Origin of the sequence: Bradyrhizobium sp. AZCC 2262 (assembly GCF_036924535.1) — a bacterium.
Lineage (GTDB): Bacteria > Pseudomonadota > Alphaproteobacteria > Rhizobiales > Xanthobacteraceae > Bradyrhizobium.
Genome location: NZ_JAZHRT010000001.1, coordinates 5,727,067 through 5,748,054 on the forward strand (window position 1 = coordinate 5,727,067; position 20,988 = coordinate 5,748,054).

19 protein-coding genes and 1 pseudogene are annotated in these 20,988 nt (G+C 60.5%); 7 read left to right on the top strand and 13 right to left on the bottom strand.

Annotated features, from left to right (window positions below):
- Positions 1 to 378: 378 nt before the first annotated feature.
- The 4 genes from V1283_RS26910 to V1283_RS26925 form a co-directional block, all read right to left on the bottom strand.
- On the bottom strand, positions 379 to 1,098 hold the full coding sequence (locus V1283_RS26910) for a hypothetical protein (RefSeq protein ID WP_334389586.1): 720 nt from the start codon (positions 1,096 to 1,098) through the stop codon (positions 379 to 381).
- 38 nt (positions 1,099 to 1,136) lie between these two features.
- On the bottom strand, positions 1,137 to 3,338 hold the full coding sequence (locus V1283_RS26915; RefSeq protein ID WP_334389587.1) for a xanthine dehydrogenase family protein molybdopterin-binding subunit: 2,202 nt from the start codon (positions 3,336 to 3,338) through the stop codon (positions 1,137 to 1,139).
- Complete coding sequence (locus V1283_RS26920; protein ID WP_334389588.1) at positions 3,335 to 3,814, bottom strand: (2Fe-2S)-binding protein; 480 nt, start codon at positions 3,812 to 3,814, stop codon at positions 3,335 to 3,337. The genes V1283_RS26915 and V1283_RS26920 overlap by 4 nt, the downstream gene beginning before the upstream one ends.
- A gap of 119 nt (positions 3,815 to 3,933) precedes the next feature.
- Positions 3,934 to 4,701: a flavin reductase family protein gene (locus V1283_RS26925; protein WP_334389590.1), complete on the bottom strand. Its 768-nt coding sequence runs from the start codon at positions 4,699 to 4,701 to the stop codon at positions 3,934 to 3,936.
- On the opposite strand from V1283_RS26925, the gene V1283_RS26930 reads away from it, so the two are divergent.
- From V1283_RS26930 to V1283_RS26955, 5 genes and pseudogenes are all read left to right on the top strand, one after another.
- Entirely contained in the window at positions 4,700 to 5,563 is an 864-nt protein-coding gene (locus V1283_RS26930; protein ID WP_334389591.1) for a LysR substrate-binding domain-containing protein, read from the top strand. The two genes, V1283_RS26925 and V1283_RS26930, sit on opposite strands and share 2 nt — an antisense overlap.
- Positions 5,564 to 6,011: 448 nt before the next feature.
- Positions 6,012 to 6,290: pseudogene (locus tag V1283_RS26935) on the top strand (tyrosine-type recombinase/integrase); the annotation flags it as partial.
- 215 nt (positions 6,291 to 6,505) lie between these two features.
- Entirely contained in the window at positions 6,506 to 6,955 is a 450-nt protein-coding gene (locus tag V1283_RS26940; protein WP_334389592.1) for a (2Fe-2S)-binding protein, read from the top strand.
- Positions 6,956 to 6,966: 11 nt separating this feature from the next.
- Positions 6,967 to 9,144, top strand: coding sequence for a xanthine dehydrogenase family protein molybdopterin-binding subunit (locus V1283_RS26945; RefSeq protein ID WP_334389593.1), 2,178 nt, complete (start codon positions 6,967 to 6,969; stop codon positions 9,142 to 9,144).
- Between the two features lie 617 nt (positions 9,145 to 9,761).
- Positions 9,762 to 10,397, top strand: coding sequence for a tyrosine-type recombinase/integrase (locus V1283_RS26955; protein ID WP_334389594.1), 636 nt, complete (start codon positions 9,762 to 9,764; stop codon positions 10,395 to 10,397).
- 275 nt (positions 10,398 to 10,672) lie between these two features.
- On the opposite strand, the gene V1283_RS26960 is transcribed toward V1283_RS26955, so the two are convergent.
- Together V1283_RS26960 and V1283_RS26965 are read right to left on the bottom strand one after the other, a co-directional pair.
- Positions 10,673 to 11,176, bottom strand: coding sequence for a methyltransferase family protein (locus V1283_RS26960; protein ID WP_334389595.1), 504 nt, complete (start codon positions 11,174 to 11,176; stop codon positions 10,673 to 10,675).
- 314 nt (positions 11,177 to 11,490) lie between these two features.
- A complete protein-coding gene (locus V1283_RS26965) occupies positions 11,491 to 11,730 on the bottom strand; it encodes a hypothetical protein (protein ID WP_334389597.1) in 240 nt (79 codons plus the stop codon).
- A 281-nt stretch (positions 11,731 to 12,011) separates the two neighbouring features.
- Here V1283_RS26965 and V1283_RS26970 point away from each other — a divergent pair, with 281 nt between their 5' ends.
- A complete protein-coding gene (locus V1283_RS26970) occupies positions 12,012 to 13,271 on the top strand; it encodes a hypothetical protein (protein WP_334389598.1) in 1,260 nt (419 codons plus the stop codon).
- A 231-nt stretch (positions 13,272 to 13,502) separates the two neighbouring features.
- Here the strand turns inward: V1283_RS26970 and V1283_RS26975 are convergent, their stop codons facing one another.
- The 6 genes from V1283_RS26975 to V1283_RS27000 all read right to left on the bottom strand — a co-directional run bounded on the left by V1283_RS26975 (position 13,503) and on the right by V1283_RS27000 (position 19,098).
- Positions 13,503 to 15,074, bottom strand: a complete 1,572-nt coding sequence (locus tag V1283_RS26975) for an MFS transporter (RefSeq protein ID WP_334389600.1) — start codon at positions 15,072 to 15,074, stop codon at positions 13,503 to 13,505.
- Between the two features lie 156 nt (positions 15,075 to 15,230).
- Positions 15,231 to 15,977: an SDR family oxidoreductase gene (locus V1283_RS26980; RefSeq protein ID WP_334389601.1), complete on the bottom strand. Its 747-nt coding sequence runs from the start codon at positions 15,975 to 15,977 to the stop codon at positions 15,231 to 15,233.
- A gap of 51 nt (positions 15,978 to 16,028) precedes the next feature.
- Entirely contained in the window at positions 16,029 to 16,910 is an 882-nt protein-coding gene (locus tag V1283_RS26985) for an alpha/beta fold hydrolase (RefSeq protein WP_334389602.1), read from the bottom strand.
- A complete protein-coding gene (locus V1283_RS26990) occupies positions 16,907 to 17,344 on the bottom strand; it encodes a GlcG/HbpS family heme-binding protein (RefSeq protein ID WP_334389603.1) in 438 nt (145 codons plus the stop codon). Before V1283_RS26990 ends, V1283_RS26985 begins: the two co-directional genes overlap by 4 nt.
- A 168-nt stretch (positions 17,345 to 17,512) precedes the next feature.
- Complete coding sequence (locus V1283_RS26995) at positions 17,513 to 18,259, bottom strand: SDR family NAD(P)-dependent oxidoreductase (RefSeq protein ID WP_334389605.1); 747 nt, start codon at positions 18,257 to 18,259, stop codon at positions 17,513 to 17,515.
- Between the two features lie 92 nt (positions 18,260 to 18,351).
- Complete coding sequence (locus V1283_RS27000) at positions 18,352 to 19,098, bottom strand: SDR family NAD(P)-dependent oxidoreductase (RefSeq protein ID WP_334389606.1); 747 nt, start codon at positions 19,096 to 19,098, stop codon at positions 18,352 to 18,354.
- 178 nt (positions 19,099 to 19,276) lie between these two features.
- Between V1283_RS27000 and V1283_RS27005 the strand changes: the two genes are divergently transcribed.
- Entirely contained in the window at positions 19,277 to 20,188 is a 912-nt protein-coding gene (locus V1283_RS27005) for a LysR family transcriptional regulator (RefSeq protein ID WP_334389607.1), read from the top strand.
- A 119-nt stretch (positions 20,189 to 20,307) separates the two neighbouring features.
- On the opposite strand, the gene V1283_RS27010 is transcribed toward V1283_RS27005, so the two are convergent.
- Entirely contained in the window at positions 20,308 to 20,760 is a 453-nt protein-coding gene (locus V1283_RS27010) for a hypothetical protein (protein ID WP_334389609.1), read from the bottom strand.
- Positions 20,761 to 20,988: the final 228 nt, after the last annotated feature.

A 20,988-nucleotide genomic window follows, 5' to 3' on the forward strand; every position in this document is an offset into this window, starting at 1 on the left:
CTCCCATCGTGGATACGCGGGGTCTACCCGCAGCAATGTGCGCCCCGTGGCGCGGCGCGACCGTTGTGATCGGTCGTCTTCGTGTGCAAACTACAGTTCTTTTTTTGAACTAGTCAAGCGATTCCGAAATTCGGTGTCTGGGATGCTGGTAACAAGGCCCGACATCCGCATGGGAAAACGAGCCGATTATCGCGACGGCATCTGAAGCACGAGAAGCTGCCATAGCAGCCATTTATACGTTATCATTCAATTTGTTGAGGTCACCAAAGGCAGGGCTTGCGGTCCGAGCGCACAACGCCGTCACGAAAGCGAGCGGCGGAACGCCGATCGATCCGCCGCTCCGTATATAATTCTTTTATTGAACTTATAGATCAGTCGCTACTCGAACTGAACCGCGCTGATATCGATCGACACCATCAGCAGTTCGAGGATCGGCCGGCGGTCGGGTCCGCGCGGGTAGGCACGGCGCCGGGTCGGCAGCCGAATACCATCCGCCGTCGCGTGATCCGAGGTCAACTGCGCGGCAGCAAATCCGCCCGCGATATTCACGCTATAGTCGTGGCGTCGCAGCATCAGGTCCTCGCCGAAGAAGAAATCCTGCACCAGGTTGTGGGTCTCGATTGAACCGGGAAAGTATCCGCGCAACACACGCCACGTTTCTTCGCCCTCCCGCCAGGGTTCGGTCTCTTCGACCCGCACGCCTTCCATCGCAAGCAGGAACGGCGTGGTGAGATAGGTCCACAATGCCTCGCCGTTGAAATAGGCGCGATGCAAGGGGTCCCATGGCGTGTTCATCTGATGGCCGGCGAAGGAATCCCTGGGCGCGTGACGTTCGGCAACCAGCGTGCCGTCGAGCTTTTCGATGGCGATCCGGTCCGGGGTGAACATTGTTCGTTGATCGGGAGCCCCATAGGGCGTGACCGACGATCGTTCCTCATGCAGCCAGACGGTCATGCGGCGCGGGTTTGGATCCTGCAGCACGCCCTTGAGCGCGAAAAAGCCGCCGCCGGTTACGATGGTGGCCCCCACCTTCTGGTAGCCATTCCAGCGGTCCATGCCGCCATGCGCGTCAAGAACTCTGGTGAGCAATTCGGTCATCCGGCCTCCCTCCTTAAAAATTTCGACTCAACATCCGTTCACGCCGGCTGCTTCAAGACCGCGGGGTCGACCGGCAGCTTTCGCAGCCGCTTGCGGGTTGCGGCAAAGATCGCGTTGGCGATCGCCGGCATGATCGCCGATGTTCCCGGCTCTCCCATGCCACCCGGCGTCTCATTGTTTCTGATGATATGCACCTCGATCGCGGGCGCCTCGTTGATACGCACGACCTGGTAGTTGTCGAAGTTGCTCTGTTCGACGCGACCGTTCTTCAGTGTGATCTCACCATAGAGCGCGGCCGAAATGCCGAAGATCACCGCGCCTTGCACCTGCGCCTCGATGGTGTCGGGATTGACGACGCTGCCGCAATCGACCGCACAGACCACCCGCTTGACCCGGACGCTGCCGTCCTTCGCCACCTCGACCTCGGCAACTTGCGCCATGTAGGTGCCGAACACGAACTGCAGCGACACGCCGCGGCCGGCACCTTTCGGCAGCGGCTTTCCCCAGCCGGCCTTTTCCGCGGCCAGATCCAGCACGGCACGGGCGCGTGGCGCGTTGTCGAGCAGCATTCGCCGGTAGGCAACCGGATCGCGCTTCGCAGCGGCCGCCAGTTCATCCAGGAAACTTTCGACCACGAAGACGCTATGCGATGGCCCGACGCTGCGCCAGAACGCAGTCGGAACAGCCGGCGGTTCCTTACGAATGAACTCCACATGAAAGTTCGGCAGCGCATAGACCAGATGCACCGCGCCATCGATCGTCTCCGGGTCGATCCCCTTGTTGAAGGCGGGCGGCAGCCATCGCGCCAGAATCGATGAGCCGGCAAAGCGATGGCGCCATGCGATCGGCATGCCCTTGTCGTCGAGGCCCGCCGTAAACGTATCCGAGAAGAACGGCCGGTACATGTCGTGCTGGATGTCTTCCTCGCGGGACCACACGACCTTGACCGGTCCTTCGACCTGCCTGGCGATCTGCACGGCACGGGTGACGCCGTCGATTTCCAGACGCCGCCCGAAGCCGCCGCCGATCAGGTGATTGTGCACGATGACTTTCTCGAGCGGCAGACCGGTGACTTCCGCCGCGGTGGCTTGCGCCCGCGCCAGCACCTGGTTGCCGACCCATATCTCACAAGCATCCTTGCGTACATGCACCGTGCAGTTCATCGGCTCCAACGCGGCATGGGCCAGAAACGGCACCTGATACTGCGCCGAGACCTTGGTGACCGCCGCCGCCATCGCGGCGTCGACGTCACCGCGGCTTTCGGCCACCGCGCCGGGATTTTCAAGCGCTGCGGTGTAATCGCGGGCGATGTCTTCGGTATTGAGCGCTGCGTGGGGTCCATCCTCCCACGCGATTACCAGCGCTGCGAGACCTTTCTTCGCGGCACCCATATGGTCGGCCACGACTGCAACCGCATCGTCCAGCCGCACAATCTGGCGCACGCCGCGAACCGCTTTGGCCTTGCTGTCGTCGACGCTCTTCAACCGTCCGCCGAACACCGGCGACTGCGCCAGCGTCGCGATCTTCACACCCGGTGGCCGCGCATCGATGCCGAACACTGCACTGCCGTTGACTTTCGCCGGGGTATCAAGCCGTTTGGCCGGCGTGCCGATCAGCTTGAAATCTTCGGGCCGCTTCAGCGCGACCCTTTCCGGCACCGGCAGCGCCGCGGCGTCGCGCGCTAGCGCACCATACCCAAGACTGCGATAGCCCGTGGTGTGAATGACATTGCCCTTCTCGGCATGACACGATGCAGGGTCGACATTCCAGCGCCTGGCAGCCGCCATGATCAACATGGTGCGGGCGGTTGCGCCAGCCAGTCGCAACGGTTGCCAAACCGCGCGGATGGTGGTCGAGCCGCCGGTCGCCTGCACACCGCCCAGAATCGGATTGCCGTAACGCTTTTCATCCGGCGGAGCATGCTCGAGCGTGATCTCGCCGAGTCCGACTTCGAGTTCTTCCGCGATTAGCATCGGGATCGAGGTGTAGGTGCCCTGCCCCATCTCGACATAGGGCATGGTCAGCGTGACCTGTCCGCTTGGCGCGATCCGGATGAAGGCGTTGGGAGCAAAATCGGCAGACGACGCGGCCGCATGCGCGGCGAACATCGGCATGCGCATGCTGAGAAGGAGGCCGCCACCGCTGGCAAGGCCGGCTTTCAGCAGCATCCGCCGCGACAGATCATGTTTGCCTGCATCGTCATCCGTTGCCATGGCCGTCAACAATCGATCGATAATCATCCGCGCCCTCCCTGCTTGGAACCGGACGCGGCGGCTAGCTTGATGGCATCGCGAATCCGCGGATAGGTGCCGCAGCGGCAGATATTGCCTGCCATCGCGTCGTCGATGTCGGCATCCGTGGGATGCGGGTTGGCGGCCAGCAGGGCTGACGCCGACATGATCTGACCGGACTGACAGTAGCCGCATTGCACGACCTCGCGCTCAAGCCAGGCCCGTTGGATATTCTCACCGGCTGGGGTCCGACCGATCGCTTCGATCGTCGTAACCGTCGACTTTCCTATGCTGTCGATCGTGGTGATACATGACCGCGTCGCGACGCCGTCGATCTGTACGGTGCAGGCGCCGCACTGAGCAATGCCGCATCCGAACTTGGTGCCGGTCATCCCCAGCACATCGCGGAGCACCCACAGTAACGCCGTGTCGCCGTCCACGTCGATCGAACGCGACGACCCGTTGATATTGATTTTGAACGTCAAGGTGAGCTCCTGCGGGATCGAACAAGCACCGGGGCCGACCGCAGCATCGCTGCTGCGCCCTGCTACGTTGCGGAGTTAAGCGTGCGCCGGCGCGCGGCAAAGGTCATTTATCCGTCGAATCAGGACACGGCATCGATGGGCGATCGAGCCTTCCAATCGTCCAGGGCGATCGGTGGCATCTCAAATCGATCGGTGGTCTTTGTGTACCAGCCGCCTTCCATTCGACCGATGAGGTCGAGTTTGTTTGCGTCGATATGCTGACGCCCGCGATCCATGACCGCTTGGTCCTGAACGTGAACGAGCAGGATCCGTCCGAGAACCAAGCTGAAGCCGCCGAGCAGAACCTCCTGCATCAGCGTGCATTCCATCGAAACCGGAGCCTGCGCGATGCGCGGCACGCCGACATGCTCCGACGGTGCGAGCGAGAGCCCGGCCTCCTTCGGCTCTTCCACGCCCCTTGGAAAAGCAATCGAGGTAACCCGCATTTCGTGTGCCAGGGCGAACGGCACAAGATTGACGACGAATTGCTCATTAGCGCGAATGTTCGCGCGCGTATCCTTGGGCTCGCCCGGGCCTTTGCTGCCGATGCCGACGCCGACGGTCGCGGGGTCACTGCCAAAGACATTGAAGAAGGAAAACGGGGCGGCGTTGACGCTGCCGCTCGGATCCCTGGTGGTGATCCAGGCAATGGGCCGCGGCAACACGGTCGCCAGCAAAAGCCTGTATCGCTCGAGCGGCGACATTTCCGTGAAATCGAACTGCACCTGCCACTCCCCGAGCGCTTCGTTGATCCTTTCGATTAAATCGTTACTATCCGACGATAAAGTCGCTTCCTGTACGCAATGAAAACACCATTGGTTTATAATCATGGACCGACTGGCAAGCATGTCCGTCTTCGTAAAAGTCGCCGATCTCGGCTCCTTTGCCGCGGCTGCCAAGGAGTTGCGCCTGTCGCCGACGATGATCGGCAAGCACATGCGTCACCTTGAAGAGCGGCTGGGGTCACTGTTGATCAACAGATCGACCCGCCGGCAAAGCCTGACCGAGCTCGGCCGCGACTATCTCGATCATTGTCGTCATCTGCTGGAAGAAGCCGAGGCCGGCGACGCGCTGGCCGAAGAAGCGCTAAGGGCGCCTCGCGGCAGGCTTCGCATCGCGGCTTCGATCGCGTTTGGAGCTCACAGTCTCGCGCCGACCATCGTGAAGTTCATGAAGAAATATCCGCAGGTAACGGTCGAACTGACGCTGAACGACCGGATGGTTGACCTGGTCGAGGAAGGGATCGATGTCGCTGTGCGGGTTGGCTCGCTCGCCGACTCCTCCATGATGTCGCGCTCCCTTTCGCCCTACAGAACCGTGGTGTGCGCTTCGCCCGATTACCTCGCCGAGCGCGGCACGCCAATCCACCCGAAAGACCTCGTCGATCATGACTGCTTGAACTTTCCGGACTGGACCGAGGGGCCGCGGTGGAGTTTCCTGGGACCGGAGGGCGAAGTGCATGTCGACGTCAAAAGCCGCCTGCAGATCAATAACGGATTCGGAATCAGGTACGCTGCGCTGGCGGGTGCGGGCATCGCAATGCAACGCGCCGAACTTGTCGCCGAGGACATCGCGGCGGGACGCCTGCAAGTATTGCTGTCAAACTACAAGACGCAGTCCCGGCCACGCCACCTTGTCTGGCAGCGGCACCGGAGAATGCCGCCAAAACTTCGCGCGTTTATCGACTTTGTCGCTGAGGTCTATGGATGAGATCGGCAACGCAAGTTCAACGGAGCCCCGCAAGAGCCAAGAACATGGCCCTCGAGTCGCCATGGGTCGGCGAAGATCGGCTTCGCAAATTACCGGCTTGGCAAATGAGATCACACACTCTCGAAACGCCGACACGGGAGCAGGTTCAATTCGGCGTACTCACGTTAGTTGTCTCTGGATTTTCTTTGATCTCCCGGCGCACACATCGTGCACACGCAGCCTTCTAACCATTTGAAAAACTTGAACTCTCGCTCCAATCCATGATCGGAGCCACAGAAAATCGATAGTCTTGCGATTTCAATAATTTACCCTACCATCTCAATGGGATGAAAGAGGAACGTGTGCACTTCAAACTAGCCGAAATTGCACACGTTTGTACCCGTTTTGACCTCTCGGTGCACACGTAGCGCACACGAATTGGGGAGTGCACGTACAGGCGCGTAACCACCGTTCAGTGAGCGCGGCATTCACGCGAGCGTGCGATGAGCTGAAGATCGATGATCTTCATTTTCACGATCTACGACACGAAGGTACCAGCCGTCTTTTTGAGGCCGGTCTTACAATCGAAAAGGTTGCATTAGTGACTGGTCACGAGGATTGGCGAACGTTGCGGCGATACACCAAACTGAAGCCGGAAGAACTCCACAAACTACAAACGGCGCCGCAACCCTCTTTGGAGGAGTTCATGCAAACGCTCAGCAGAAACGAGGTGCGCCAGCAGCTCTAGAGATGCCAGACCCTGCGATCTTATGGCGCGCTCGGAGGGCGGTCGCATTTGCTGCAATTTCAATGACTTGGCAACACCAAACTGTGGCTGGCGGCGTGCCCGGGTAATAGGTAATCTAGGAAACGAGACCGCTGCTGCCGGATCACTCCCATAAATTCAATCCGCTCTGCGGCGGCCGTTTAATCCCGATTGTCTTCGACTGAGGAGCTACGCGAATGGCAAATCTCACAGTCAATGGGAAAACACACGATGTCGACGCCGATCCTAACACCCCCTTATTGTGGGTGCTGCGGGAATGGATCGGCATGACGGGCACCAAGTACGGCTGCGGAATTGCCCAGTGCGGCGCTTGCACTGTGCATATTGACGGCGTCGCCACCAGGTCTTGCGTAACGCCGCTTAGCCTGGCCGCCGGCAAGCAGATCACCACGATCGAGGGCCTTGCTGAGAACGGCAATCTGCATCCGGTTCAGAAAGCCTGGCTCGAGCAGGACGTGCCGCAGTGCGGCTATTGCCAAAGCGGAATGATCATGGCCGTGGCGGCTTTGCTTAAAGACAAGCCGAAACCGAGCGATGCCGACATCGACAGCGCCATCACCAACATCTGTCGCTGCGGCACCTTCCAGCAGGTGCGCGCGGCAATCCACGCTGCGGCGAGCGCGTGAGGGAGGCGACCATGAACTACGTACCACAGATCAGTCGGCGTGCCTTCGTCGTCAGTGCGGCTGCTTTTGGCGGCGGGCTCGCGCTTGGGGTCGATCTTCCATTTGGTGCCAACGTCGTTCGCGCCGCGGACGGCTCTCCCGAGGTTACCGCCTGGGTTGTTATCAAGCCGGATGACGGCGTGATCATTCGCGTAGCCCGCTCTGAGATGGGGCAAGGGAGCATGACCGGCCTCGCCCAGCTTGTGGCCGAGGAGCTGGAATGCGACTGGTCCAAAGTCTCGACTGAATTTCCGACGCCGGGCGAGAACCTCGCGCGCAACCGCGTCTGGGGCAGTCAGTTCACCGCCGGAAGCCGCGCTATCCGCGAATCGAATGAATACGTGCGCAAGGCCGGCGCGACCGCGCGCACGATGTTGATTGCAGCCGCCGCCAACGAGTGGAAGGTGCCGGCATCGGAGTGCAGCGCATCAAACAGCGTGATTAAACACAACCCGTCTGGGCGAACCACGACCTTCGGCAAGGTCGCCGAAGCCGCTGCAAAGATCGAGCAGCCCAAGGATGTGCCGCTCAAGGATCCGAAGGACTGGAAGATCGCCGGCAAACCGCTTAAGCGTCTCGACACCGCGCCCAAGCTCACCGGAGCGCAGATTTACGGTCTCGATCTGAAGCTGCCCGGCATGCTGTGCGCCGCAATCAAGGACTGCCCGGTCTTCGGCGGCAAGCTCACGAGCTTTGACGCCGCCAAGGTGCAGGGGATGCCCGGCGTCAAGCATGTGGTGAGGGTTGGCGACAGCGCTGTCGCGGTCGTTGCCGAGCGCTGGTGGCAGGCGAAAACCGCGCTCGACGCGCTGCCAGCGACCTGGGACGAGGGCGAGAACGCCAAGGTCTCGAGCGCCAGCATCGCGGAGTTCCTCAAGACTGGGCTCGACGCCGATAAGGCCTTCGTCGGCAATGAGCACGGCGACGTGAAACAAGCCATTGCCGGCGCGGCGAAGAAGGTCGAGGCGGTCTACGCCTATCCTTACCAGAACCACGCCACCATGGAGCCGATGAACACCACCGTGCTTTATACGGCGGATCGCTGTGAAGCGTGGGTGCCCACGCAGGTCGCCGAGGCGGCACTGGCCGCGCTGTCCGAGGCTTCCGGCCTGCCGATTCCCAAATGCGACGTCCACAAGATTCCGCTCGGCGGCGGCTTCGGCCGGCGCACCGCCCACGACTTCGTGCATCAGGCAGTCGCGATCGCAAAGCAGATACCCGGCACACCGGTGAAGCTGATCTGGTCGCGCGAGGAGGACATGACGCACGGGCGCTACCATCCAGTCACTCAGGCGAAGATGGTCGGTGCGTTCGATGCCAACGACAACCTCACCGCGCTGCACATGCGGATTTCCGGCCAGTCAATCCTTGCCTTCGTCAATCCGCAGGGCCTGCAGAACGGCAAGGATCCGTTCGTGTTCCAGGGTCTCAACGCCGGTGGGACAGAAGGCGTGTTCGGTTACACGATCCCGAACCTGTTGATTGACCATGCCATGCGAAACCCGCATGTCCCGCCGCACTTCTGGCGCGGCGTAAACAACAATCATAATGCCATCTACCTCGAATGCTTCATGGATGAGCTTGCCCACGCAGTCGGCCAGGATCCGCTCGAGTTCCGCCGCAAGCTGCTGGCGGATCACCCCAAGCATTTGGCGGTCCTCAATGCGGTCGCCGAGCGCGCGGGCTGGGGCAAACCAGCGCCCCAGGGTGTCTATCGCGGCCTCTGCCAACACATGGGTTACGGCAGCTATGTGGCGGCGTGTGCAGAAGTCTCGGTGAGTGACAAAGGAGCGGTCAAAATCCACCGCATCGTTGCCGCGACCGATCCGGGCCACGCGGTTAATCCCGCGCAGATCGAGCGGCAGATCGCCGGCTCGTTCGTTTACGGGCTGTCCGCCTTGTTCTACCAGGAGTGCACGGTCAAGAACGGCCGCATCGAGCAGACCAATTTCGACAGCTACGAGTCGATGCGCATCGGCGAGATGCCGAAGGTCGAGTGCATTATCATGCCGTCCGGCGGATTCTGGGGCGGCGTCGGCGAGCCGACGATTTTCGTGGCCGCGCCGGCGGTGCTCAATGCGATCTTCGCAGCGACCGGCAAACGCATTCGGTCGTTCCCGCTGAAGAACCATAACATGACGTTAGCGTGAACGAAGCGCCGGCGGCCAAAGCGAAGAGCCCCGCAGCGTTCGGAAGCTTACGGCGCCCCGCTTTGGCGGGGCCTTCTTTTGCGTGCTGAGCAGACTGGGGGCAGCTCAGTTGAGGCGCGATAAAGCGGCGCGCTCGCCGAAACCTTCGTCGGCCTGTTCTCGCATCGGGGCATTGAGCCTGTGATACCGTGAGACGTGAGATACGCGAGACGGTCTCACGCCGCGCCGCGGCAAGTGATGACTATTACTTATGAAAAGCTGCTCGAGATATATTTTCAGAATCCACAATTCGGCTATTACTGTCTTGTGCTGACCAGCCAGCGCTTGCTCGAGAACATATCGCGGCTGGAAGGACTTATCGCACAAGAAAAGACCGCGCGGCAGACTCTAGCCACGGATGACATAGCTTAACCCTTGGCTCTTGATGTCTCGCACTTTTGGTAACAGGACATCCCGACGCAGCGCAGGTCTCGCGATGCCGTCCGGTTTGGGTCAATTGCGTCCTTCCGATCGATCGAATTGGGCCTAACTACGTCTCCAACCGTCTGAAAGCCGACGTAGGTTCAGGAACGTTACCGGTTTGAGAATGGCCAGCCTCATTAACTGAGGAGGTCATCATGACCGACGCCCCAAGCACCAGTGACAACATCTCGAAGCACGTCCCATGGAACAAAGGAAAGATCGTCGGAGCGAAGCCGCCACTCCGCCCGAAGCACGTCTGGTCCGTCCGGACGAAGCTCCAGGTCGAAGGACGCACCCGTGATCTGGCATTGTTCAACGTTGCCATTGATAGCAAACTTCGTGGCTGTGACGTAGTAGCCCTCAGAGTCGACGACATCGCGCCGAGCGGCTATGCGGCCGATCGCGCAAGCGTCCGCCAGAAGAAAACTGGACGGCCCGTCAAATTTGAACTCACTGAGTCCACTCGCCAAGCCATCGATGACTATCTGAGGGCGACCGGCACGAAGCCGGGCGAACATCTGTTCACCGGCCGGAGGGGACCCGATCGCAGCCTAACCACTCGGCAGTACGCGCGGCTGTTGTCCGGCTGGCTTGCCGACATAAGGCTGGACCCACACCTATTCGGAACGCATTCACTGCGTCGAACAAAGGCCACCCTTATCTACAGACGCACAGGCAACTTGCGGGCCGTGCAACTACTCTTGGGGCACACCAAAATCGAGAGCACCGTTCGATATCTTGGGATTGAGGTCGACGACGCGCTCGCCATAGCAGAACAGGTTGACGTCTGAATTCGGTGGGCAGAGCAGACATGCTCTGCCCGTCCATTTTGGGCGGCTTCGGGCCAGATTCGGTCCTCATAATGCGCAGGCGCAGACGGCCGGTCTTCCTCCGGGATCGGAAAGACACGGCGTGCGGAGCAGTTGCCCGGCCCATGCGTTATTTCGACCTTGGCGGCTAAGGTAGTGGGCCCTCCGGGGGCGAGGCCGCTAGGCGCGCTTGCTATGCTTCGCCGTCTCGCACTGTTTGTTGCAGCCGGCATCGAGCCGCTCGCAGCGATTTTCCTTTATGCGGCTCGCCATGGCGTCAACCGCGGAATCCAGCGCGGCACATTAGTCCGAAAGCTCTCGTACTCCGTGCCGAATGTTTGCTTGAGCGTCGGTTCTTCGTACATCACCACAAAGACATGAAAAAAAAGCCAGAGTAGAGCGCCGTACCAGAGGAGACGCCAGTCACCAAACAAAAGGGCCTGACCAAAAATGACTGCGACGACTGCGATGTAGATCGGATTTCGCACGTAGCGATAAAGGCCAGTCACTACGAGCTTTTGTGTCGGCGCGACCGGGGCGGGCGTCCCCAGCCCCTCCAGCGCAAAACGAGCAAATGAATCCACAAGTCCGGGCACTCCGACGATAATCAATATACCGCCGAGGATGCGGGTTAGATCGACGCCGAAAAAAGCTGGCCGAAATTCCCACTGCGTGACCCACCAGGGGACGAAGCCTGCCAGCACCAACGGCGCAATGACGAAGAACAGAGCGGAGCCCAAGACGGCAATTGCTTTCGACATTGCGTGCTCCCGCGACCCGACAAGAATAGCTTAGCAAATCACTTTCTGCTACGAGCATTGAACGCGGCTCCACAATTAGTTGTCCCGGCCGTCGAGTTCTCTTCACCTCGCTTCTGATCTTCAGGCTGAGTTCCGGTATGGGTCATTCGCGTCGGTTTGGCCACGTGCCGACGACTTCCGTTGGACCCCTATAAACAGACATCGCTACCGTGGGTCGGCATGTCTCGAATGTGCCACAAGCGGATGATCGATCAGCTTTCCGGTTTTGGCCGCCTGACCAATTTGATGCCGCCGGGATTTTCGACCGACGCGAGTCATTTTATCCTGTTGAACTCTTCGCGAAACTGGTTTCCTGCTTCTGTCCATCGTCCGAAGCGAGTATTGATGTTTTCCATCAAACCAAAAGTCGCAAGGGCTTCTATTGCATGTTCGCCAGCGGACATGGCGCGGCTGTCCACCTCGTCGCCGTACTCATCCAAATACTGGTCGACCATCTTGACGAGTGCGATCAACAGCTTCCGTTCACGTTCGGTCAAAACCCCAGCTTTGCTCATCGCGTATTTGCCTCGCCAATTCTCGCGGGAAAAAGATTTGGATGGCCATTTTACACGCCATCGAGGATGCCAGCTATGGGTCATTTTCAGACTTGGGCGCGCGAAGTCCCGAGGTCCGCTTTACCCTCAAGAACAGACGTCGCCGGCTGGGCCTGTCAGGTCCGAAAAGGGCCATAAACTGCCATTGAAGATGAAGGCACGATTTTTTACTCGATCCTGACCTGCTTTCTTCCCGATGTCCCAAAGTCTATCTTGGTTGAAAAGACACGAGAGGCAGCGAAATGCTACCGGAACCAATTACTTACTGTTTCTACCGTTATCGCGGGCTCTGTCTTCACACCTCGATTGTCACGACTTTCACAATCATGATGGCCGCCGCTCCACTACAGGCTTCCGTAGCACCAAAAGCGTCAGCGTGCGGATACCTCGCTGGTCTAATTGATAAGGCACCGCCATCAGGACCGTTGTTCCTACCCAGCTATCCGACCGTCGAATCGGGGCCTCTCCATGGTGCCGCCTATCTCTATGACAATGCGGTAGCCGCCATCGCATTGGTCGGTTGCGGTGAGCAGGACAAAGCGTATCGGATTGGCTCCGCGATTCTCTGGGCCATCGATAACGACCGCACCTGGCATGATGGACGGCTCCGGAACGCTTACGCCGCGGCTGTGGTGGCGAATGGCCCCGTCAAACTTCCGGGGTGGTGGGACAATACTCAGAACAAATGGTTGGAGGATCGATATCAGGTGGGCAGCGATAATGGTAACATGGCATGGGCGATGTTGGCGTTGCTGTCGATTGATGATGTGAACACCGGCTCTCGGTTCCGCGATGGTGCAGCACGGCTTGGCGTCTGGGTCGCGCAATGGGCCGATACGCGCGGTACTGGCGGTTTCACGGGCGGTACGTTTGGGCACGAACCGACGCCGGAAGTGCGGACGTGGAAATCGACTGAACATAATACTGACCTCGCCGCCGCGTTTGGCCTTCTTGCGATCCGTACAGGCGATTCGCACTGGCGTGATAAGGCAACGGCTGCTGAGCACTTCGTAGATACGATGTGGGCTCCGGCATGCGCCTGTTTCGCCGCAGGGACAGCTGAAGACGGCGTCACGCACAATCCGACTTTGGCTCTGGATGCTCAGATCTGGCCTTTAACAGCGCTTCACGGAGCGGCCGGGAAATTTGCAGCGGCAATGACGACCGCCGAACAGCGAATGAGTGTCGGCGGGGGCTTTTCTTACGGTGAAGACCGGGACGGTGTGTGGACCGAAGGGACGGGCCAAATGGCTCTCTTGATGAAATTGCTCGGCAGGACTGAGAGGGCAGAGTCGTTGATCGCTGTAATCGAATCCCAGAGGTCGCCCGATGGTGGGTTCTATGCCACGACTGTCCGCGAGTTACCGACTGGGTTCGTGTTGGACACCGACCCGACCAAGCCGCGACTCTATTTCCGATTGTCACATCTTGGCGCAGCTTCGTGGGCTGCCCTCGCGGAACGTGGGTTCAATCCCTTTACGATGACAAAAGGACTTCCGTAGTTGAGCCGCAGGGCTTCTCGTCTCGGCCTTTTCGGTCTTTTTTGATTTCGATATGTCCGCAAAGGGTCATTTTCGGAAATCGCGGTCGGTCTGCGCTACTCCCGCTTCTGCCCTGAGAACGGACATTCCTCAGCGCGCTCGGCATGTCCGAAAAGTGCCAACAGCGGAAGTCAAAAACCCTTCAAAGATATCTATTCCTCGCTGCATGCAACCCTCGATGACGCCCGAAGATCAACCGGTGAAGCTGTCACCGAACATTGGCAGACCGCTCTTCGACTCCGCGCGAGCCGCCTCATCCTGGAGAACGTCCCAGTGTTCGGCCAACACCCCGTCGGCAATGCGCACGATTTCGGCGGCAATCCAGTTTCTCGGGAGTCCAATGCCAGAGAATCGCCCGTGGACGATGACAAAGTCGCCTTCGGCCAAGATCAGGCCCGGCTCATATTTGAGGGACGCGGGAGAGGCCTTGATGAGGTTGAAGAGACCTTCGCGGCCCGGTTCGATGTGCGCGCTGTGCTGCGTGTATTTGTCGGACCAGAAGCGGGATGCTGCGTCGTAGTCACGTTTGTTGAACAGCGTGTCGAATGCTTCGAGCACGAGTGCCTTGTTTTGCTCCGGTGTGGTCCTGATCATGTGTTGTCCTTCGCTTTTCGACGGAATAGCAATCTGGATCGATCCGGCGCGGGTCATCGCGACCAAAGCGACCGTGATCACGCTGAACAGAGCGATCACGCCCGCGCCCAAGCTGACGGCGAAACCGAGCCCGTGCGCGGTCGCCACCGCGCCGAGAAGGAGCGAGACGGCACCCAGCGACACATAAGCCAGCAAATAGACTGCCGAGAGCACGCCGCCGCGGTGCTCGGCCGGCGCCGCGCTGTTGATCGCCTCCAGGCCGCTGAAAAACAGCAGGCTATATCCGGCGCCGGAGATCGCCGTGGCGGCGAGGAAGACTGGCAAATGATGGTGGGCGACTGCCGCTGCCAGCAGCACCATGCCTAGAGCAGATGCGGCGGCGCCACCGGTCATCGCGGCCCGAGGTTGCAGCCTCCTCGCGCCAATTCCGACCACGGCCGAGGCGATCGCGAATAGGGAAAGAGCGGCGCCGTTCACGAGCGCGTTGGGCGATCCAACGAGATCGCGGGCAACCTGACTTCCGAGCGACAGGATCAGTACGCCATGCGTGTACGCGGAGGTTACCGCCGCCGCCGCGACCGCGAAAACGTTGCGCAAATGGTTCGGTATGAAGGGGGTTTTGGGACGCCAGCGGCCATGGGCTTCGCTGCCGGTACGGCGCGGCAGGAACCATGCCGCGACAAACAGCGCGGCCAGGACCGCGGACAGCACCCAAAAGTTCAGCCGCGTGGGCAGTGGAGCATATTGAATGAGGGCACCGCCGAGCAGCAGGGCCGCGGCAAAACCGACGGCTTGGGCGATGGTTGTGATCGTGGCGGCGCGCTTCGCCGCCCCTTGGCCGCTGAACTCCACCATTGCGGCGGTCGAGGGGCCTGCCGTGAGGCCGACGCCGATGCCCATGAAGGCGCGCCCCGCAAACAGCCAGAGCACATCGGGCGCCAGCGCCAAGAGCAGAGTGCCAAAGAGCGAAGCGCCGACACCCCACAGGATTGCGGCGCGACGGCCGACATAATCGGACACATCGCCGAAGCCGACCAGAACGACGGCTACGACAATAGGATAGATGGCGAAGACCCCGGTCGTAACCGTGTGGGTGAGATGCCACTCCTCGGCAAATAGCGGATAGGTCATCGCCGGCGCAGCGCTGGTCCACAAGGTGTGCGCGACCACGCCGGCCGCAACCCAGAAGCTTGCGCGTTGCCCAAGCTCGTACGGTGCGGAGTTCCGCTGGGTACAGCAGCCGGGCCGGTGAGGCCCGCAAGCGGCTGGAGACAGAAGGGGACCCTTGATCATCGCTTTACTCCCGGCGCTCCCGGTGTGCCAACTTCAGAGCTTCGAGCCGCCATCGACGCGGATGGTATCGCCGCTGATCCATCGGGCATCATCGGATGCCAGGAAGGCGATAACGCCGCCGATGTCGTCGGGCTGCGCGAGGCGCTTCAGCGCCTGAATGCCCAGCGCGAAGTCGCGGCCCGCGCCTGTCCTGGTGAAGTTCAACATGTCCGTCTCGACCATACCGGGCGCGACGGCATTGACGCGGATACCACGTGCGCCAAGCATCGAGGCGAAATGCTTCACCAGAGTGTCGACGGCACCCTTGGTTGCCGCATACGCGGGTTCCGTTCCAACAACGGCGCGCGCCGCGAGCGATGAGAGGAAAACGATGCTGCTTCCCTTGCACATGATCGGAAGCAGCTGCTGCACAAGAAAGAACGGTGCGCGGACGTTGACTGCGAACAGCCTGTCGAAATCCTCGACCGTCGTTTCCTCGATGGTCGCCGCTTTCAAGACCCCTGCATTGGTGACAAGGATGTCCAGGCGATCTCCGACAATGCTGCGGGCCTGCCTGGCAAGCTTGCCGGCGCCGTCCGCGGCGGCAAGATCCGCCGCAATGGCATCTGCTCGGCCACCGGCTTTGCGTATCTCTGCGACAACACCGTCCGCTTCCTTCGCGCCACGGCCGTAATGCACGAGAACCTGGGCGCCGGCGGCGGCGAGCGCCAGTGCACTAGCGCGGCCGATGCCGCGCGAAGCGCCGGTAACGAGAGCGGTTTTGCCGGCCAGACTAGCCATGATCGTCGTCCTTATAGTTGCTGCGGCGGATAGCGTGACCGCTTTCGATCCTCACACGCCTCGGCGCTCGCCCGCCGACAGGAACATCGAGACATGACGGACGAAGAGTTCGGGATACTGGTACTGCGAGCCGTGATTGGCGTCGGGGTAGAGAATGAGTTGGGCGTTCGGCAGGTGCTGCTGCAGGATGAACGAGTTCACGGAGTAGACGATGACGTCGTTGCCGCCGTTCACCACCAGCGTCGGCTGGCTGATCGCCTTCAGATAGTCGTAAGACCCTTTGAACTGAATGCCCCATTTGCCCAAGGCTTCGAGTTGTGCGGGTGCCACCCTTTCGTTGACCTCGGGGTCTCGGTTTTCTTTGCGCAGGCGGAACCGCTTGAGGAAGTCGCGGCCAGCCGCCTGGCTTGCCTCCGACCTAGTGAAATGGACGGCGAGCCAGAGGTGGTCGGGGTCTTCGTAGCTTGCGCCGAAAATTTGCTGCGCTTCGGGCGTCAGATTGGCCATACCCTCGCCCCCGCGTGGTCCGGTCCCGACAAGGATCAACTTGCGAACGAGGCCAGGCGCCTGGCCGGCGATCTCCTGGGCGACCAAGCCACCGATGGAGAAACCCAGCACGTCGACCTTTGAAAGACCCAACGCTCCGATGAAGGCGATGGCGTTGGCGGCCATACCCTCGATCGAAGTCGGCACTTGCCCTGAACTGCTGGAGACGCCGGCGTTGTTGAACAGAACGACCTCGCGGTCCTTGGCGAAACCGTCGGTCACCGCTGGATCCCAATGGTCCATCGTCCCGGTGAAGTGCTGGTTGAAGACGAGTGGCACGCCGCCCGATTTGCCAAAGCGGCGATAGGCAAAGCGGATGCCGTTCGCTTCGACGAACTGCGTCGGCGCGGTCTGGTGGGTGTGAACCATCTGGTCGGGCCTTTTCACTCAGTGGGTACCGCATCCGGTAGGAGCGCCAGGGCTGCTCTCGCGCAATCGATGTCGTTCTGCACCATGGGCGCTCCGCTCACCCCGATCGCCCCGACAACCTCGCCGTTCACCTTGATGGGAAACCCGCCACCCCACGCCGCTACACGCGCAAGCGTGGGGATGCCGGCCAAAAGCGACGGGTCGCCCTGGATGAAGTTGAAAAAGTCCTGAGTGGAGACGCCGAATAGAGCGGTGTACGCCTTCTTCTGCGCAATCTCGATGGTAGGCATCGAGGCCCCATCCATCCGGCTGAAGGCCTTGAGATTGCCTCCGTCATCGAGGATCGCCACGTTCTCGCTAACGCCAAGTTCTCTGGCTTTTGCCACTGCTGCATCCACCATTTTCTGTGCCAGCTCAGAAGAGATGCTGTGTTTCTTCACAACGTTAGCCATTGGGCTCACTCCTCACTTGATATGCACTGCATATGCACTGCGCGTTGATCGGGTGTAGGTCGCAATGAATCGACTCTCTTGCGTATCCCTGGTGGTTGTCGGTGGTCAGGATCTGGCTCCAAAGATCGGAAGATGAAAATCCCGGCAGGATCAGCTTGCCGCGAGTGATCACGAGGCGGTTTTGCCGCCGTTGATCCTGATGATCTGGCCGGTGACGAAGGACGCTTTGTCTGAAGCTAGGAACACAATAGCGTCGGCGATCTCTTGCGGCTTCGCACCGCGTTTAAGCGGTATGGCAGCATAGAACGCTGCTTTTTTGTCGGGCGTCCCGGTCAGACGATCGAGCATCGCGGTCTCGGTCGGACCAGGCGCGACTGCATTGACGCGCACGCCCGAAGGGGCGGCTTCGAGAGCGGCGGATTTCGTGAGACCTTCCACCGCGTGCTTGCTTGCGGTGTAGAGTGCGAGATTCGCCGCACCGCGCTCGCCCATGGTCGAAGAAATATTGATGATGCTGCCTGAGCCCAGCGGCTGCATGGCCCGTAACTGGTGCTTCAAGCTCAGTATAGTGCCGAGCACATTGGTGTCGAACATTCCTGCATAGCTCTCGGAAGTCTGCTCGATCAGCGGGCCAGGTTTTCCTTCGGTGCCGGCATTGTTGACCGCGACATCCAGGCGGCCGAAGCGCGCGACCGTCTGTTCGACAAGGTTGCGCACGTCATCTTCGTGGCGCACGTCCGCCGGAATGAAAGCGGCTTCAACGCCGAGGCTACGAAGCTCGGCTTCGAGTGCCTTACCTTCGGCCTCGCGGCGGCCGGACGCAACGACCGTTGCGCCTTCTTTGGCAAAGGCAAATGCCGTGGCACGACCGATGCCGGTCAGAGCACCGGTAATGAGGATAACAGGAGCGCCCATAGCGGTCGTCCTCTGAATCTTGTTGTTGACCTAAAACGTATTCGAAGCCGTGGCTTTCGGGCGCGGAGCAAACCGCCGGCGCCCGGACATGATCAGTTAGCGCTGTGGCCACCGTCGACGTTGAGGACGTGGCCCGTGATGAACCGGCCTTCGTCCGAGCCGAGGAACACGATGCCGTCGGCGACCTCTTCGGCGAGGCCGAGCCGACCGAGCGGAACCTGCGTCGCCAGGGCCGCCTTGCTCTCCGGCGTGCTAGTGAAGCGGGTCAGCATGCCGGTATCCGTGGGGCCAGGCCCAACGGCGTTCACTCGAATCCCCGACTTGGCGAGCTCGAGCGCCACCGACTTGGTGATGCCTTCGACGGCGTGCTTGGCGCCGACGTAGATCGAGGCCCCGGCCGCGCCCCTGTGCCCATAGGTCGAGGAGATATTGATGATGCTGCCGCTTCCCTGGGCCTGCATGGCGCGCACTTCGTGCTTCATGCTCAGAACCATCCCGAGAACGTTCGTATCGAACGTCGCAGCAAAGCTTTCCGCCGTCTGGTCCGTGATCGGGCCGCCTTGGCCCTCGGTGGCGGCGTTGTTCACCGCGACATCGAGACGGCCAAACCGTGCGACGGTCTTATCGACCAGGGCGCGGACATCATCCTCTCTGCGAACATCGGCGTTGATGAATTCGGCTTCCGAACCGAGTGAGCGCAACTCCTTAACGAGTGCGTTGCCGGCCTCATCACGCCGGCCGGCTACGACCACCTTCGCGCCCTTCTTGGCGAAGGCGACGGCGGCGGCGCGACCGATGCCGGTCAAGGCGCCAGTGATCAATACGACTGAGTTACTCATTTGTGATCCTCGCAATTTGCTACCCTACCGGCAGAGCATGGACCTGGAACCTGTGGCTTCGGCTTTTAGTGACCGAGCCCAGTCTCAGGTCCTTTCGTTGAAAGCGATGTAAGCTCCTCTGGCGCCCGCGAAAAAGACTTTGTAAGCTTGGCGGCATGCCTAGGAGATATGGAGCGCTATGGAGCTACGGCACCTTCGCTATTTCATAGCGGTCGCCGAAGAAGGCAGCCTGACGGTCGCGGCTGAGAAAAGGCTGCACACGGCGCAGCCTTCCCTCAGCCGCCAAATCCGCGATCTCGAATACGAGGTTGGCGTCGAGTTGATGAGCCGTAGCGTGCACGGCATTGAATTGACCGCCGCTGGCAAGGCCTTTCTCGACCATGCACGGCTGGCGCTCACCCAGGCAGAGGCAGCCAAGGAAGCAGCGCGGCGGGCGGCTCAACCCGCCAAGCCGACCTTCGCTCTAGGGTGTCTCACGGGGAAGGAAATAGATTGGTTGCCTGAAGCGATGCGCATCCTTCACGATGAACTGTCCAATATAGAGGTCACGGTCTTTAGCCAGAATTCCCCGGACCTCGCTGACGCCTTAATGAGGGGCAGGCTTGACGCCGCGTTCATGCGGCCGGAAGAGCGGGCGGACGATCTGATTTACAGGCGTGTGATTACGGAGCCATTCGTCGTCGTGTTCCCCAGCGACCACCGCCTTGCCGGGCATGACGCCATCGATCTGCGAGAGATCGTGGGCGAAACATTCATCATACCATCGAAGACGGCCCCGACCTCGCGCGCTGTGATCGAGGACTACTTGAAGCGGTCCGGACTGGCTATCGTTCCGGCTCACGAAGTGGACAACATTACCCATGCGATATCCATGATCGCGTCGACCGGCGCCGTAGCGCTTCTGCCTGCCTACCCAAATATTCTTCTTCCTTGGTCCGTAACCAGCCGTCCGATCCGAGGAGATGCCCCAACGATCGACTTGGTTGTCGGCTACAACAAGGCGAATAGATCGCTGATCCTGAAACTATTCCTTTCGAGAATCGATGATTTGAGCGCCCAGATGTCCAGCAAGGGCTGGAAGGCTCCGTGACTAGATCGGCATCGCATCCCATCCTTTGTCTGAGGCCGATTACAGGGCACGGCTGCGCGCGGCTGGCGCGCGAATTCGGATCGGCTAGTGACCTTGAGGACTGCATTGGTAGAGATTTGCTACCCACGCGCTGCGCGCATGTGATTTGTCCGCACCGCCGTAGTGAGGTGGTGGAACGCTCGCCGGCTGGCACGAATGTCCGCCTTGGCATCAACACGATCATGGCCCTCGTCGTAGAGTTCGCCGGGATTACCCTCGCGCGTGACGCCGTCGCGCTGGACATAGCGCAGATGAGCCCGCACCGCGCCGGCATTGCCCGCCTTGATGCGGACGAGCCGCGCCTTGATGACGACCCGGCGCTGACCTGCGGAGCGACGGCTTGCAGACACCGTTCCCTGCGCATAACCACGGCCGATGCGCGAGCCCGTGAAGCCGGAAGTTCTGTGCGTTGTTCCGATGCCAGCTTTTTGCGCGATCTTGCCAACGCGCTTGACGTAGCTGATTGCCTTGCGGCCGCGGCGGTTGCCGATCCGGCCGAGCCTGACCTTGAACTCGTCATCGATGTCGGACACGCGCGCTCCGTTTGGCAGCAAGCGCATGTGTGAATGGATCTCCGGTGCGTCAAGACGGAGACGTGGTTCGTCAATCGCGAAAGGTACTTAGCTGCGAGTTGGCGACACCGTCTTCGACGGTGGCGACAAATCCTGGATGTGCAGACAACGGTTTAGGCGCGTTTGGGCGCCAGTGCTTTTATCTTGCCCTCCCGCTTGATCTGCTGGCTGATTGGCTCATCCTGGCTA